This window comes from Arthrobacter sp. 05T410 (assembly GCF_056396505.1).
In genome coordinates, this window is sequence record NZ_JBFTLP010000002.1 from 13,608 (window position 1) to 29,091 (window position 15,484).

The following is a 15,484-nucleotide window of genomic DNA, read 5'->3' on the forward strand; positions in this document are numbered from 1 at the left end:
AGTCTGTGGTGCTTCCGGCCGGGAGTCCAGCAATTCGACGATGTCCGGGCATACGCCCAGGTCCCGCCGGTGCCTAAAGCCCCTGTTGGGAGCCTCCACCGCCGTGCCAGCGTGGAAGAGGGTGCGGGCGTGGAAGGGCGGACGAGCGCGCCTGCCTGAGTGAGCGGGGAACGGCGGAGGCCATGAGTGCCTGCCCGTGAAGGGGTGATGGGTGATGCGCGGCTCTCCTCTTGGGATGACACGGACGGCCGGGATCGCGTGGGACATCTGGCGGGCCGGTCGGGCAAGCCAGGATGAGGTCGCCCGCCGGCAGCGCGACCGGCTCGCCGCGCTGGTCGAGTGCGCACGGTCCTCCTCGCCCTTCTTCCGCAGGCTGTACCGGGACGTCCCGGACGTGGTCCCGGACGCAGCCATGGACCGGGCCAAGGACCTGGGCAGGTATTTAGGGGAGCTGCCTCCGGTGGGCAAGCGCGAGCTCATGGAGAACTTCGATGACTGGGTGACCGATCCCCACATCACGCTCGCCGGGCTGAAGCACGACCTGCTCGATGACCCGTCGCGGATCGGCGGCCTCTACCGCGGACAGTACCTCGTGGTGACGACGTCGGGGTCCACCGGTGAACCCGCGGTCCTGGTCCATGACCGGACCTCGCAGCTGGTGGCCAGTCTCCTGGGCCCGATCCGCGAACGGCGGACCCTGATGGCGGCCAAGGAGGCGCGGGCTTTCCCGCACCGGGGACTGCGGGCCGCGGCGCTGATCGCGGACGGGGATCACTTTGCCGGCGTCGTGCTGACCGAATCCGCGCGGCGGCGCAGCCCCCGCATCGCCCGCCGGGTGCGCGTATTCTCCGTGCTCCGGCCGCTCCCGGACCTCGTGGCGGACCTCAACGACTTCCAGCCGACAGTGCTTTACGGGTATCCGAGCGCCATGGTGCAACTGGCCGCCGAACAGAAAGCGGGACGGCTACGGATTCATCCGCTCCTGGCGGTCGCGTCCGGAGAGAGCCTGGCAGCCCACGCAGCGGCCGAGATCGAGGCGGCCCTCGGCTGCCGGGTCACTGAGCGATACCTTGCCTCGGAGGCGCTCGCCCTGACCAGCCGCTGCCGGCAAGGGCTGCTGCACGTCAACGCGGACTGGAACATCGTGGAACCGGTGGACGACGCCTTCCGGCCCGTCCCGCCCGGCGAACTCTCCCACACGGTGCTGGTCACCAACCTGGCCAACCGGGTCCAGCCGCTCATCCGGTACAACCTTGGCGACCGGGTGCAGCTGGCTGCCAGCCCGTGCGCCTGCGGCAGCCCGTTTCCCACGCTGCGGGTCGAGGGCCGCAGCGGCGGCGTGCTGAGCTTCGCTGCCGCCGACAGGACAGGGTCGGACGGGAAAGTGGTCACCGTGCTGCCGTTGGCGCTGGGCACGGTGATCGAGGAGACCGCCGGCGTCCGCCGGTTCCAGGCGATCCGCACCGGGCCGCGCTCGCTCACCGTGCGGCTCGAGCTCTGGCCGGATGCCGCGACGACGGCCGTGCGGACGGCGGTGGGGGAGCGCCTGGGTGCGTTCTTCGCGGCCCGGGGCGCCGCCGGCGTCGACGTCCGCTTTAGCGATGAGCCGCCCCGGCCGGACCGGAGCGGCAAGTTCCGCGAGGTGTGGTCCGCCTGAGCCGGCTGCTGCTGCCCCTGCTGTTAGGGCTGTTAGTGCTGTTCCAGGATCCGCCGGGCGTCCCGCTGGGCCTGGAGCTGCTCCGGGGTCACGGACTGTCCGGTCAGGAACCCGGCGGCGGCCATGATCCGGCGCAGCTCCGCGACGCTGCGCGGGGTCCGTACCCCGTGGTGCGCCATGGCGTGGCAGTTGGCGCAAAGCGGGACGAGGTCTGTGATGGGGTCCAGTTCATACCCGCTGCCCAGCTGTGACACCGGGACCAGGTGGTGGACCGGAATGAAGTCCTTGCCGATCTCGCCGTAAGCAATTTCAAACGAGAATCCGCAAGCGGCGCAGCTGGTCCCGTGGTGGGCGACGCAGACCCGCCGGGCGTCCCGACTGTGTTCGTACTTGTTGACTTCGACCCGGGTGACCGCCGCCGCCGGGATGGTGCCGGGCACGGGCTGGGTGGGGTCCGCCGGTACCGGGCCAACCTCACCCCAGAGGGCGCGGAGCAGGGGCTCGACGGCGGGGTCGACGGCCAGCGCGGGGCCGTGAAGGGCTTCCCAGTCGATGCCGGGCACGGCCTCGGCGAGGACCCCGGTCGGGATCTGGTCGCCGGCGGGCAGGAGGGCGTCGAAGTCCACCTGGACGTAGAGCGGGGACGGGGCCTGTGCGCCGGGCGGTGCGCCGGGCGGCGAGTCGGCCGGTACGCCGGTCCGGGCGGCGCTCGCGGAGTCCGGTGCCTGGACGCGGGGAACCGGCCGTTCCGCGACGATAACGCCGTGGCCGATCAGGCCGCGTCCGTGGCGGCCCTGGAGCACCAGCCACGCGTCCGTGCCGGCGGCGCTTCCGGCCGCGTTGCCGGCTCCGCTGTCGAGAGAGGTCCCGACGTCCCAGCTGGCCAGGTGCCGGCCGGTTTCGGCGACCTCTTCCAGCACGGCCGGGTAGGTCCAATCGTTCCATTCGTCGGGGTCCCAGACGAGGATGATTGCTGTCATCTGCCCATTGTCGCAGTGCCCGGACTGCCTGCGGCATTGTTGAGCGGCCCGGTCGGCCCGGTCATGCACGTGGCGTTGAGGGTGTCCTCCGCGATGGACTCCATTTGGTGCAGAATGTGGGTGTCCCCGCGTGGGAGCGGTTCCGGCGGGTAGGCCACGGCCATGGTGAGCTGCCGGGTTCCGTCCGCGCTGGTCATGGTGATGGTGCCGTAGCCGGGCACGTCGCCGGGATGGCCGTAGTAGAAGTCGTTGGTGCACAGATCGTTCCAGCGGACCACGCCGAGTCCGTACCTGGCGTAGAGCGGGCTCTCCATTTGCGTGATCGTCGCCGGCTTGAGCAGCTTGTTCTGCAGCAGCGCGCGGTAGAACGTATTCACGTCCGCCACGGAGGACACCATGCCGCCCGCGGCGTTGTCGATCTGGGCGGCCGGATAGGTGACGTCCAGTTGTTTGCGGTCCAGCGCGATGTAGCCGTGGATCATGGACGACGGCGCCGGCCCGGCCGCCGTCATCAAGGTCTGGCTCAAACCCAGCGGCTCGATGATGTCGGTGCTGATCACCTCGCCGATCCGCCGGCCGCTGAGGCGCTCGACGATCAGCGCCAGGGCAATGTAATTCGAGTTGGAGTACTCAAATCCCTGGGCCAGCTTCGCCTGCCAGGAGATCCGCCCCGCCATGGCCAGCAGATCCGCCAGGCTCACCTTGGTGGTCAGGGCTTCGCGCACTGTGGCCGGATCGAACAACGGCCCGTCCACCGACGGCATGCCGGAGCGGTGCTGCAGCAGCTGGCGGACCGTGACCGGTCCCGGCGGGTGCATCACCTTGTTGAACTCCGGCAGGTAGGTGCTGACCGGCGCGTCCAGTTCCAGCCGGCCCTCCTCGGCCAGTTTGAGCACGCAGACGGCCACCATGGACTTGGTGACCCCGCCGATGTGCACCGGGTCCGTTATCTCGGCCCGGGACGGGCTGTTCAGGTTTCGGACCCCGTAGGCCGCGGACCACTCGTCCCCGCCCACGCGGACCTGGATGAGGACGGCCGGGGCGCCCTCGTCGAGCAATCTCCTGCCGAACTGTTCGAGCACGGACCGGTAGCCGGAATCGGGCGACGCCGGCGCCGGCGGTTTCGGCCCGGGGACGCAGCCGCCGAGGGCGGCCGTAAGCACGACGGCGAGGATTGCGGCCGTGAACCGGCGGGATTTTTCGCGGATCCAGACCATCGGCATGAGGGTCCTTCTTGCAGGTCGGGAGTGCAGTCAGGGCAGGAAAACGCCCCCAGCCAGGCACAGTCCTAATGCTTGTGATGGTCCTCAGGCAGACATCAGTCGACCAGAGCCATAAGTCACGGGTATGGATTCGACCGACATTCCGAGATCGCGGGCAACCGGCGCAGCGGGCTCAAAGCCTTCGATCATCCATAATTATCGCTGTGGACCATGCGCGAGTACCTCGGATCGAGGTCGTCTTCGAAACGGATCGGCTGCTGCTGCGGCCATGGCGGGTGTCTGACGCCGCCGTCCTGCGCGAGCTGTGGACCGAGCGCGATCCTCGCGTCCCTCCGCATCGTCGCATCAGTCCCGATGGTCACCCCACGCTGGAAGATATCGAGGACCGGATCCGTCGTGATAGCCGACACCCCTTCCCTGGGTTGCTGGCCGCAGAGCAAAAGAGTTCGGGGCAGGTCATCGGCTACTGCGGGCTGATTCCCAACGAGCACGGACGGGCTGGAGAGCCAGAACTCGCGTTCGAGTTCCTCCGCGAAGTCTGGCGCCACGGGTTTGCGACCGAGGCCTCGTGGACCGTCCTCCAGCGGGCGCAGGCGTCGGGCTACCGACGCCTGTGGGCTACAGTCCGTGACTGGAACACAGCGTCACGCCGTGTGCTGGCCAAACTCGGATTTGTCGAAACCGGGCAAGTAGAACCTGACGAAATCCACGGCGATTCTCTCTTCACTACGAAGACACTCTGACCATAATCCGGCCCGGCACTGGAGCTAGTCGGTCCGTCTTGGTAGCTTCAACGCATGGCCATCAAACTTGAAAACGTCGGTATTGCGGTTCGTGACCTCGAAGCAACAATCGCCTTTTTCACCGACCTCGGTCTCACCGTCGTCGGCCGTGATACCGTCAGCGGCGAGTGGACCGACACTGCCGTCGGACTTGATGGCAACCACGCCAAGATTGCGATGCTCCAGACCCCGGACGGTCATGGTCGACTTGAGCTCTTCGAGTACATCCACCCTAAAGCGATCGAGTCGAACCCAACCCGTCCCAACGACATCGGCATGCACCGCGTGGCCTTCTCGGTTGACGACATCGACGAGGCCCTTGAGGTAGCTGCGAAGCACGGATGCCGTCCGCTACGCGGTGTGGCGACCTACGGTGACGTCTACAAACTCACCTACCTCCGAGGTCCCAGCGGAATCCTCGTGATGCTCGCCGAGAAACTGAAAAAAGACTGACACCCGGATCGGCCCGATTAGCCCGTGAATCGCGGCCATGCGATCGAGCTGATTGGCGGCCCATCCGGGTCAGTATTCACCAGAGTCAAACCGGCAGCTCACATTTATCTGCGCAAGGCTGGGGTCGCCCGATGATGGATGGCGAGCAGCGGCGTGATGGGACATGATCAGAAGATGCGCCGATCCGGAAGGACTGCATTCTGGGCGGTCCCGCCGGCCCTGCGTGGCTACAGGATCGAGTGGCTGCGCCACGACTTGGTGGCGGGCGCCGCGCTCTTCGCGATCTTGGTCCCAGCTGGCATGGCGTACGCCCAGGCCGCCGGCCTTCCACCGGTGACCGGCCTGTACGCGACGGTAGTGCCCCTGCTTGTCTACGCGGCAGTCGGGCCATCGCGTGTGCTGGTGCTGGGCCCGGATTCCGCGCTCGCTCCGATGATCGTGGCAGCCTTGATTCCCTTGGCCGCGGATAACGAGCAGAAATCCGTGGCCCTGGCCGGTCTCCTCGCCATACTGATTGGCGGCATCTTGCTGCTCGGCTCAGTGCTGAGGTTGGGAATCGTCACTGGACTGCTGTCGAAGCCCATCCGGCTCGGCTATCTCAACGGTATCGCCTTGCTGGTGGCCGTGTCCCAGCTTCCCACCCTCCTGGGGATCTCCGTGGAAGGCGGTACACCCTGGGAAAAACTCATCGCCGCCGTGCCGAAGGTGCTTGCCGGCGAGACCAATTTGACGGCACTACTGCTCGGCTTGGTCTCGCTGGCGCTCATCTGGGTTCCCCGCCGGCTGAAATGGAAGGTTCCGGGCGTGCTCATTGCGGTGGTTGTGTCCTGCATCGCCGTGGCCGTGCTGGGACTCCAAGAGCGTTTGAAGGTCACTGGTGCCCTCCCGCAGGGGCTCCCTGCACCGGCCCTGGGTGGAATTGGCTGGGCCGACGTCCTGACACTGTTGCCCGCCGCCGCCGCGATCGCCCTCATCGTCTTCGTTGATACCGGTACCCTGGCACAATCCCTGGCGGCCGCAGAGGACGGCAGGGTATCCGGCAACCACGAAATGGCAGCCTTGGGCGCGGCGAACGCTGCCACCGGGCTGCTCGGTGGCTTCCCGGTGTCGGCCAGCACGTCCCGCACGCCGGTGGCAGTCGAGTCCGGGGCGAAATCCCAGCTCACGGGGGCCGTAGGCGCCGTCCTGGTGCTCGGCTTCATGCTTGTGGCGCCTGGCGTCACCGAGTTCCTGCCGGCCACAACCCTTGCAGCCATTGTCATCGCCGCAGCCGCCGCAATAGCCGACCCGGCCGGTGTGCGACGGCTCATCGGCATGAGCCGCAGTGAATCGTTGGTGATGCTCGCGGCCTTCCTGGGGGTGACCATACTGGGCGTCCTCCCGGGCATCGCCGTTGCCATCGGCTTGGCAATTCTGGACTTCCTACGGCAGGCCTGGGACCCCTACCGTGCTGAACTGGTGGACGTGCCCGGGGTTCCGGGGTACCACGACGTGAGCCGTCATCCGGAAGGGGAACGCATCCCCGGCCTGTTGATCCTGCGCTTCGACGCACCGCTGTTCTTCGGCAACGGCGCCTTGTTGGGGTCCTTCGTTCGCAACGAACTGGACCAGGCGGGGGACGGCATAGAACGCGTGGTGCTGGCGGCAGAACCAGTGACGGGAATCGACACGACTGCACTGGACGAGTTGGTGCAGCTTGACGAATGGCTGGACCGGCACGGCGTGGACCTGGTGTTCGCCGAGCTCAAAGACCCGGTCAAAGACAGATTGTTGCAGTACGGCATGGGCGCCCGCTTCTCTCCCGAACATTTCTACCCAACAGTGAGCGAAGCAGTGAGGGCGTTCCAACGGGAGAAAAGGGAGGGGTAGGGAACGGTTGTCCCCGGTCATCAGCCAGTTCAGTCACGGGCTCAGCCGACGGCGCGTGCGCCTAGAGGCGCACGCGCCACCACCGGGTGGTCGCGGTGCAGGTTTCCGAGGGCTGAGGCGCCCTGCGGCGACCCCAGTTCCTCGAAGAACTCCACGTTGGCGCGCACGTAGTCGTCCCACTCGTCCGGGACATCGTCCGAGTAGTAGATCGCCTCGACCGGGCAGACGGGATCGCAGGCGCCGCAGTCCACGCATTCGGACGGGTGGATGTAGAGCGAGCGTTCACCCTCATAGATGCAGTCCACCGGGCATTCGTCGATGCAGGCCTTGTCCTTGACATCCACACAGGGCTGGGCGATCACGTACGTCATGGCTGGCTACACACCCGTGTAGACGGTCTTGCCCCACGTGAAGAAGTCCAGTGCGGACTTCCCCTGTTCGCGGAACGTGTTGGTGGAGGAGTCCTTGACTCCGCCGAACGGCACGTTCAGGTCCAGGCCCGCCGTCGGACGGTTGACCTTGATGACGCCGGCCTGGGCGCGGGCGGCGAAGTCCGTGGAGAACGCCAGGGAGTCGGTGCAGATCCCGGCGGTCAGGCCGTAGCGGGAGTCGTTGATCGCGGCGAGCCCGGCCTCGTAGTCCGGGACCTCGAGGACGGCCACGACGGGTCCGAAGATCTCTTCGGTCACGGCGGCATCGTCGAAGGGCAGGCCCGTGAGGATGGCGGCCGGGAAGAGGAACCCGGCGTCCGTGCCGCCGTCGTACTCGCCGTGCAGCAGCGTGGCGCCGCGTTCGACGGCGGTGCGCACCGCGGCCTGGTTCTGTTCGAACTGCTGGCTGCTCACCACGGCGCCCATCCTTGCGGCCTCGAGGCCGTCGCCGGCCCTGTACTGCGCGGCTTCCTCGGTGAGGGCCGCCAGGAATTCCTCGCGGATGCCGGGCGTGACGTAGACGCGGGACGTGGCGGTGCAGGCCTGGCCGGTGAGGCCGAACGCGCCGGCCGCCACCACCTGGGCGGCCTTGCGGGGATCGGCGTCGTCCAGGACCAGCACGCCGTTCTTGCCGCCCATTTCCAGCTGGACCCGGGCGCGGCGGGCGTTGAGGATCTCCTGCAGCCCCAGCCCGACGCTGGTGGAGCCGGTGAAGGACAACCCGGCGATGCGGGGATCGCGGGCCAGGGCGTCGCCCACCACGCGGCCCTTGCCGTGGACCACGTTGAACACGCCGGCGGGCAGCCCGGCGTCCTGCAGGGCGCGGGCCAGGTGCGTGGCGGAGAGCGGGGTGAGCTCGGCCGGCTTGATGACCACGGCGTTGCCGCTGATCAGCGCCGGCGCGGACTTCCAGGCCGGGATGGCGATGGGGAAGTTCCACGGCGTGATGAGCCCGACGACGCCGAGAGCCTCGCGGCGGGTGGTGATGGTGGTGTCCGGCAGGCCGCTGGGCAGCACCTCACCGGTGGCGGCCCAGCCGAGGGAACCGAAGAAACGCAGCACGTCGGAGGCGCGCTTGACCTCGCCCTTGGCCTCGGCGAGGGTCTTGCCCTCTTCACGGACGAGGTCCTCGGCGATGGCGGTCTGGCGCTCCAGGAGCAGGTTGCCGGCGGCCATCAGGATGGCGCCGCGGGACGGGGCGGGCAGTGCTGCCCAGGCCGGCTGCGCGGCGGCGGCGGCGGTGATGGCGGCGTCGACGTCGGCTGCGGTGCCGCTGGGGGAGAGGGCGGCGAGCTCGCCCGGGCGGGCCGGGTTCATCCGCTCGGTGTCCGCCCCGCCGAGCCATTCGCCGTTGATCAGGTGCCGGGCGGTGAGAAGGTCCCGGGCTGTTGCGGTTGAGGTGTCTGTGTCGGTGGAAGTCATGGTGTTCCTTCGTGAGAGTCGGAGCAGGGTGTGTGCTGAGCGTTCAGCGCCTGTGGCTAGAGCCCGCGGATCAGGCCGCCGTCGCAGCGCAGTGCCACGCCGGTGATGTAGGAGGCCGGGGCGCTGCAGAGGAACGCCGCGGCGGCGCCGAATTCCTCGGGTTCGCCGTAGCGGCGGGCGGGGATGGTCTTGCGGGATTCGAGCTGGATTTCCTCGGGCGTGGTGCCGCGCCGCTTGGCGGCGGCCTGGTCGAGTTCCGCGACCCGGTCCGTGGCGATGCGTCCGGGAAGGAGCATGTTGACCGTGACGGCGTCCAGCGCCACCTCGGCGGCGAGGGTCTTGAGGTAGCCGGCCAGCGCCGCGCGGCCGGTGTTGGACACGGCCAGGTTCGGCAGCGGTGCCACGACGCCGCTCGACCCGACGGCCAGGATCCGGCCCCAGCGCCGTTCCCGCATGCCCGGCAGGATGTGCGAGACCAGGGCGTGGTGCGGTTTGACGAGTTGTTCGAACGCCGCGGCGATGTCGTCCGCGCCGAGTGTGGCGGCCGCGCCGGGCTTCGGCCCGGGACCGTTGAGGACCAGGATGTCGATGGGCCCGAGTTCCGCGACTGTCTGCTCGACGGCTGCGGCCACGCCTTCGGCGGTGCTGAGGTCCGCTTCGATGGCGACGGCGCCCGGTCCGTAGGCGTCCGTCAGTTCGGCCACGATCTCCTTGGCGCGGACTTCGCGCCGGCCGGTGATGGCCACCCGGACGCCTTCGGCGGCGAGGGCCCGGGCGATGGCGAGGCCCAGGCCGCCGGTCGAGGCGGCCACAAAGGCGGTCTTTCCGCTGATTCCGAAATCCATCAGTTCCTCCCCGCCGTGGTCAGCACGGCGGCCGGGTTCTGGCCGAGGGCCTCGGCGGCCTCGGCCAGGTGCGTGCGCAGCCCGGTCCGGAGAACCTCCGGGAACGGCGCGGCCGGTGCCCGGACGCCGGCGTCGGCGATGAGTCCGCGCTGGTGCAGGCATTCCTTGCGGATGGCCAGCGCGATTTTCGCCTGCTGCTCGAAGTTGATCAGCGGCAGGTAGGGCAGCAGGGCATCGCGGGCGGCCTCGTAGCCGTCTTTCTGCCAGGCCTGCACGCAGGCGATGAGCGCTTCCGGGTAGGAGAAACCGGTCATCGCCCCCGCGGCGCCGGCCATGAGCTCGTCCAGCAGCCCCTGGCCGCCGAGGCCGCCGAAGACCGAGACGTCGAGGGCTGCGGTGAGGTGCCCGATCGCCACGGACGTGGGCGGTGCCTCGGCCTTGACCGCGGTGACGAAGCCGCAGGCCTGCACCACCGAAATGAGCGCCTCGGTGCTGATGTGGACGCCGCTGGCCAGCGGGTAGTCCTGCAGCACCACGTTGGCGCCGGTGGAGTGGTGGATGGCGTTCAGGTGCGCGATGACCACCCCGGGGGTGGCGGAGTTGGCCTGGACCATGACGGCCGACAGCCGGTCCCCGGTGGCGGCCTGGATGGAACGGATTTCATCGACGGCCGTGCCGGTGAAGAGGGAAGTCACTCCCACCACGAGGGGCAGGCGCGTTTCCTCCATGACCACTTCCAGGAGCAGGCTGCGCTCGGCCGCCGTCAGGGCCGCGGCCTCGCCGAACACGCCCAGGACCGTGAGCCCCGTGGCGCCGATCGACTCGTAGTAGCTCACGAGCCCGGCCAGGCTGTCCGTGTCGACATCCAGGGCGCTGCCCTGGAACGGTGTGGCGACGACGCCCCACACGCCGGGTGTCAGTGACTCCCGCATTGGTTTCTCCTTCTAAGCTCTTGTTGTTCTTCGAGCGGCTGAATCTTCGGGCCGTGGAACGGCTAGCGTCCCGGCCAGTGCGGCGGGCGCTTCTCCTGGAAGGCGCGGACGCCCTCGGCGGAGTCTTCGCTGTCCAGCGCCGCCATGAGGGCGGGGAGCCGGAGGCCGCGGGCCTCGGCGGCGGTCAGGTGCGCGGTCTGCGTGACCATCTGCTTGACCGCCCGGACCGAGGTGGGGGCGCAGGCGAGGATCTGGTCCAGCCAGCGCTGTACCGCGGCGTCGAGCTGGTCCGCGGGGACCACCTCATTGACCAGGCCCATGGACTGCATCTCGGTGGCCTCGGCCTTCCGCCCGGTCAGGAGCATGCCCATTGCCTGGGTGTAGGGGATCCGGCGCACCAGCTGGTGGATGCCGCCGTCGAGCGCCAGGCGCCCGACGCGCGGTTCCGTCAGCCCGAAGCGGGCCGTGTCCGCGGCGATTACGATGTCCGCGCCGAGCACGATCTCCATGCCGCCGCCGAGCGCATAACCGTTGACCCGGGCGATCACCGGGATGTCCAGCGTGGTGCGCAGGCTGAGCCCGCCGAACCCGTTCGGGTCCAGACCGGCCCAGTATTCGAGCCCGGTCTTGTCCACGGCGGAGGCGGACATGTCCGCCCCGACGCAGAAGGCCCGGGTCCCGGCGCCGGTGATGACCACGGCGCGGACGTCCGGATCGGCTTCGAGCTGGTCCCAGATCTCGTTGAGCCGGGCCTGCGCGCCGCCGTCGACGGCGTTGAGCACGTGCTGGCGGTCGATGACCACGGTAGCGACGTGGTTCTCGATGGTCAGGGTGACCTGGTCAACGGCGGTGGGAACCGAGGCGGTCGTCCCGGCCTCTGAAACGGCGGTCACCGAAGGACCCCCAGCTGCTGCAGGCGCTCGATGGTCTCGGCGTCGAACCCGTTCTCCAACAGCACCTCGACGTTGTGTTCGCCGAGGCGCGGGGCCACCCGGCGGATGGTGGGCGGGGTGGCGGAGAGCCGGATGGGTGCGTTGAGCATCTTCACGGTGCCGACGCCGGGGTGTTCCGCCTCGACGATCATGTTGTTGGCGTGTGTCTGCGCATCGGCCAGGGTCTGTTCCAGGGTGTGGACCGGGGCGTTGAGCAGCCCCTGGTCTTCGAGCCGGGTGGTCCAGTATTCGGTGGTGTTGGTGGCCATGCGCTCGCGGAAGATCGCCTGCAGTGCCGGCTTGTGCTTGAACTGCTGTTCGAGGTTGGCGAACTCGGGCCGCAGCGTGAGGTCCTCGTCCAGGCCCAGGGCCTCGGAAATGCGCAGCAGCGGGTCCGGGGTGAAGCCGCCCACCATGCAGACGGCGCCGTCGGTGGTTTCAAAGACGCCGCTGAGCGGCATGGCGCCCCAGTTGACCTCGTAGCCGCGGTTGAGCTGCATGCAGGCCTCCTGCATCTGCAGGTGCAGCATGGAGTCGTACATGGTCACCTCCACCTTCTGCCCGACGCCGGCGGACTCGCGGGTGCGCAGTGCCAGCAGGATGCCCTGCATGAGGTGCATGCCCGTGATGTAGTCGCACAGCGTGGTGGGGTAGATGGCCGGTTTCATGTCATCCGACTCGCGCCGCCACATGACGCCGGAGTAGGCCTGGGCGATCGCGTCCTGGCCGCCCTTGTGCGAGTAGGGGCCCTCGGGGCCGAAGCCGGTGCCGGAGGCCCAGATGATGCCCGGGTTCTGCTCCTTGAGGTCCTCGTAGCCGAAGCCCATCCGCTCCATCACGCCGGAGCGGAAGTTGCTGACCACGACGTCCGCGTCGGCGAGCAGCCGGCGGAGGACGGCTTTGCCCTCATCGGTGCGGGTGTCCACGGAGATGCTGCGCTTGTTCCGGTTGATGGACAGGAAGATCGGGTTGTCCTGGCCGTCCTTGTCCGGGAACGAGTTGCGGGAGATGTCTCCGGCGCCGGGGCGTTCCACCTTGATGATGTCCGCGCCGTAGTCGCCCAGCAGCTGGGTGCAGGACGGGCCCATGAACACCTGGGTGAAGTCCACGATCTTGATTCCGTCCAGCGGGAGCGGGGTGCCGGCCTCAGCGGCGGCGGTTGCCGCCGTCGTGCCTGACAGCAGGTCGTCGATGACGGTGCTCATGCCCCCACCACCGCGTCCACGTCAAGGGTGGCGTTCGACGACGGGACGTCGCCCGGGTCCGCGCCGTGCCGGCGCATGCCCTGCTGGATGTCCAGGGCGGAGACGTCGCGGACGAGGGTGCCGTTCTGGATCGCCAGCGCGGCGGCGACGCCGACTGCCTGGCCCATGGCCATGCAGGGCGGGATCTCGCGGGACATCTTCTGGGCCTCGGGGGTGGCGGAGTAGTGCCGGCCGGCGACGAGCAGCTGGTCCACTTCCTTGGGCAGCAGCGAGCGGAAGGGGTAGTAGTAGTCGCGGCCGCGGGCCACGGTGTCGGCGAAGTGGCGGCGGGAGGTGACATCTTCCTTGGTCATGACGTACTCGCCTTCGAGCAGGCGGGTCTGGCGCACGCCCATCTGGGACGCGACGTCGAGCATGTAGCAGTTCTCGAAGCCGGGCAGGTTGGCGCGGACGTAGTCCACGGCCTCGGTGATGCGGTCCCGCGCGGCGAACTCGGCGGCCGTCATGTCCGCCGGGTCGACGCCGTCGAACCCGGTCATGTGGGGTGCGTTGCACCAGACGACGCCGTCGATGGGGGTCTTGAGCCACCACAGTTCCCAGGCGCCGCCGAGGAGGCGCTTGATCTTGCGGTTGATGGCGCGGGCTACCTTCGGGTTGGCCTGTTCGAAGGCCTCCGCGGCGTTGGTGTCGACGTTGCCCAGGCGGAAGACGAGCGTGGTGAGGTAGCTGTCCTTGACGTAGCTGGCGCCGGCCCGGGAGGCGACGTCGATGTCGCCGGTGGTGTCGATGACGATGTCGGCCATGAAGGCCTGCGGGCCGGACTTGGTCTCGCAGATGACGCCCTTCATGACGCCGTTGTCCACGATGGGGCGGGAGAACCAGGAGTGCAGGCGCAGGTTGACGCCCGCCTCGCGGACGAGGTCGTTGGAGACACGCTTCCAGCCGTCCGGGTCGAAGGCTGCGGCGTAGCAGACCGGCTTGGGAGTGGTGTGGGAGTGGAAGTCGAAGGTGCCGTAGCGGCCCCACTTGTTCCACAGTTCCTCGGAGGTCTTGCGGTCATCGGCCGGCGGGACGATCGCCAGGCCCAGCTTCTGCAGCCGCTCGACGTACTCGGAGACGATGCCGGTGACCGTGATTTCCTGGCCGTTGATCATGTCATCGAGCACCAGGACCATGCCGCCGGAGGCGAGGCCGCCCAGGGAGGAGTAGCGTTCCAGCAGCGTGACAGAGGCGCCCGAGCGGGCCGCGGTGACGGCTGCGGCCACGCCTGCGGGGCCACCGCCGACGACGAGGACGTCGGAGCGGGAAATGACGGGGGCGGTGAGGTCCGCCGTGGTGGTGCTGAGTTCCAGCGACGACATGGCTGTGGACGGGTTCATGGGGGATCCTTACTGTTTCGGCCGAAGTGCCGTTAGAGGCGTGCCGTGGGAACGGGTGCCGTTGGAACGGTGCCGGTGACGTAGAAGACGGTGCCCGGCAGTAACGCGGCAACGCTGACCGCGAAATCGACCCGGCAGAGGGTATGACGCATCGCGGCCCGTTGCGGGGCCGTGGTGCGGGCTGTTGGAGGGGTTCCGGCGGACACCGCGGTATAGAAGAGGCGTCCGGACCGGAGAAAGGTGACGGCGGCTAGGGCCGGCGGATCACCACGCGTGAGGTGCGTTAACCCAGATTGCTACGCAGACCTCTTCGTAGCTGTTCTTGTACCAGTGGGGCGTATCCGAGGAGAAGGTGATCGAATCGCCTTCTTCCAGGGTGTACTTCTCGCCGTCCAGGAAGATGTCCTTCCGGCCGGAGAGCACGATGCCGAATTCCTCGCCGCTGTGCCGGAAAGGAGTGGCGCTGGTGTCGTGGCCTGGCGGACTCACGATCCATTGGGCCTCCAGCGCACCGTTGAGGTCCGGGGTGAGCAGTTCATAGACTGCTTCACCCACGGACTTCTTGGTGACGCCCTTGAGGTTCCGCCGCTCGGCCTTGCGGACCACGGGGGACCTGGTTTCCTCCTGTCCGAGGAAGAACTTCCCCACCGGAATGTCCAGGCCATGTGCCAGCTGCGCCAAGGTGGTGAAAGAGGGATTGGCCAGGCCGCGTTCGATCTGGCTGACGATCGCCGGGCTGAGGCCAGTGACTTCCGAGAGCTTCGCAAGGGTCATCCCTTTGTCCTTGCGCATGTTGCGGACCTTGTTGCCGACGGTGGCAAGAAGAACGCTTGTGCCGGCGGGGGAATGTCCCGTGACGATTTCGTTGGTCATGCTCCGACTCTCTCTTGGTGAGCTAACACACATAACTATAGTGAAAACTTTTAGCGAATCAAGGTTTTAGTGAATATTTTTACGGTTCCGGGCCGAATCTGCGCCTGACGTGGGGCTTTGTAATCCGGCCCGGGCCCGGCCTGCTGCGGGCGGACGGGACTTCTCCGAAAACCATTGACTCTGTGAAGATCTTCAATATAGTTGTGTGAGCCGCAACACTTTTGGGAAGAACGCTTCAAACAGGTTAGGGCGCACAGCCTTCTGGCGGAAGGTGCATCCGACCCGCGAACACGTTCCTTTCCTTAAGCCAAGCTGCCGTGACATCTGCCAAGCCATCCGCAGAGCACGATGTTGGCCGGTCACCAGGGACCAGTTCCTTGTTGCCGAGCTGGATGGCCCGTTTGCATTCAAGCGCTACGAAGAGGCATGCGTAGCTATCTGGGCTAACTCGCCTCCCATGTGGTGAGCCGGTCCCGCCCCGCGGACCAAGCCAAACGATAG

The 15,484-nt window shown here is 67.9% G+C and carries 14 protein-coding genes; 4 read left to right on the plus strand and 10 right to left on the minus strand.

The features are described 5' to 3' along the window. Positions 1–235: 235 nt before the first annotated feature. Entirely contained in the window at positions 236–1,657 is a 1,422-nt protein-coding gene (locus AC1DFR_RS02570) for a phenylacetate--CoA ligase family protein (RefSeq protein ID WP_476872658.1), read from the plus strand. Between the two features lie 32 nt (positions 1,658–1,689). Here AC1DFR_RS02570 and AC1DFR_RS02575 read toward each other — a convergent pair whose 3' ends face one another. Together AC1DFR_RS02575 and AC1DFR_RS02580 are read right to left on the minus strand one after the other, a co-directional pair. After that, positions 1,690–2,637 (minus strand): HNH endonuclease, encoded by a 948-nt coding sequence (locus AC1DFR_RS02575; RefSeq protein WP_476872659.1) that lies wholly within the window; start codon positions 2,635–2,637, stop codon positions 1,690–1,692. Next, positions 2,634–3,860, minus strand: coding sequence for a serine hydrolase domain-containing protein (locus tag AC1DFR_RS02580; RefSeq protein WP_476872660.1), 1,227 nt, complete (start codon positions 3,858–3,860; stop codon positions 2,634–2,636). Before AC1DFR_RS02580 ends, AC1DFR_RS02575 begins: the two co-directional genes overlap by 4 nt. Positions 3,861–4,063: 203 nt before the next feature. Between AC1DFR_RS02580 and AC1DFR_RS02585 the strand changes: the two genes are divergently transcribed. The 3 genes from AC1DFR_RS02585 (at position 4,064) to AC1DFR_RS02595 (ending at position 6,964) form a co-directional block, all read left to right on the plus strand. Continuing rightward, positions 4,064–4,603, plus strand: coding sequence for a GNAT family N-acetyltransferase (locus tag AC1DFR_RS02585; protein WP_476872661.1), 540 nt, complete (start codon positions 4,064–4,066; stop codon positions 4,601–4,603). 54 nt (positions 4,604–4,657) lie between these two features. Further along, a complete protein-coding gene (locus AC1DFR_RS02590) occupies positions 4,658–5,095 on the plus strand; it encodes a VOC family protein (protein ID WP_230012177.1) in 438 nt (145 codons plus the stop codon). A gap of 156 nt (positions 5,096–5,251) precedes the next feature. Continuing rightward, positions 5,252–6,964 (plus strand): SulP family inorganic anion transporter, encoded by a 1,713-nt coding sequence (locus AC1DFR_RS02595; protein WP_476872662.1) that lies wholly within the window; start codon positions 5,252–5,254, stop codon positions 6,962–6,964. Between the two features lie 41 nt (positions 6,965–7,005). On the opposite strand, the gene fdxA is transcribed toward AC1DFR_RS02595, so the two are convergent. The 8 genes from fdxA to AC1DFR_RS02635 all read right to left on the minus strand — a co-directional run bounded on the left by fdxA (position 7,006) and on the right by AC1DFR_RS02635 (position 14,983). Then, on the minus strand, positions 7,006–7,335 hold the full coding sequence (fdxA, locus tag AC1DFR_RS02600) for a ferredoxin (protein WP_476872663.1): 330 nt from the start codon (positions 7,333–7,335) through the stop codon (positions 7,006–7,008). A 6-nt stretch (positions 7,336–7,341) separates the two neighbouring features. Then, positions 7,342–8,817: an aldehyde dehydrogenase family protein gene (locus AC1DFR_RS02605; protein ID WP_476872664.1), complete on the minus strand. Its 1,476-nt coding sequence runs from the start codon at positions 8,815–8,817 to the stop codon at positions 7,342–7,344. A 56-nt stretch (positions 8,818–8,873) separates the two neighbouring features. Further along, complete coding sequence (locus tag AC1DFR_RS02610) at positions 8,874–9,662, minus strand: SDR family oxidoreductase (RefSeq protein ID WP_223915886.1); 789 nt, start codon at positions 9,660–9,662, stop codon at positions 8,874–8,876. Then, complete coding sequence (locus tag AC1DFR_RS02615; protein WP_476872665.1) at positions 9,662–10,594, minus strand: dihydrodipicolinate synthase family protein; 933 nt, start codon at positions 10,592–10,594, stop codon at positions 9,662–9,664. The genes AC1DFR_RS02610 and AC1DFR_RS02615 overlap by 1 nt, the downstream gene beginning before the upstream one ends. Before the next feature lie 62 nt (positions 10,595–10,656). Beyond that, positions 10,657–11,487 carry an enoyl-CoA hydratase-related protein gene (locus tag AC1DFR_RS02620; RefSeq protein ID WP_476872666.1) on the minus strand — a complete coding sequence of 277 codons (831 nt, stop codon included), beginning with the start codon at positions 11,485–11,487 and terminating at the stop codon, positions 10,657–10,659. Then, on the minus strand, positions 11,484–12,731 hold the full coding sequence (locus AC1DFR_RS02625) for a CaiB/BaiF CoA transferase family protein (RefSeq protein WP_476859190.1): 1,248 nt from the start codon (positions 12,729–12,731) through the stop codon (positions 11,484–11,486). Before AC1DFR_RS02625 ends, AC1DFR_RS02620 begins: the two co-directional genes overlap by 4 nt. Then, positions 12,728–14,110 carry an FAD-dependent oxidoreductase gene (locus AC1DFR_RS02630; protein WP_476872667.1) on the minus strand — a complete coding sequence of 461 codons (1,383 nt, stop codon included), beginning with the start codon at positions 14,108–14,110 and terminating at the stop codon, positions 12,728–12,730. Before AC1DFR_RS02630 ends, AC1DFR_RS02625 begins: the two co-directional genes overlap by 4 nt. A gap of 264 nt (positions 14,111–14,374) precedes the next feature. Next, positions 14,375–14,983, minus strand: a complete 609-nt coding sequence (locus AC1DFR_RS02635; RefSeq protein ID WP_028277301.1) for a helix-turn-helix domain-containing protein — start codon at positions 14,981–14,983, stop codon at positions 14,375–14,377. Positions 14,984–15,484 lie beyond the last annotated feature (501 nt).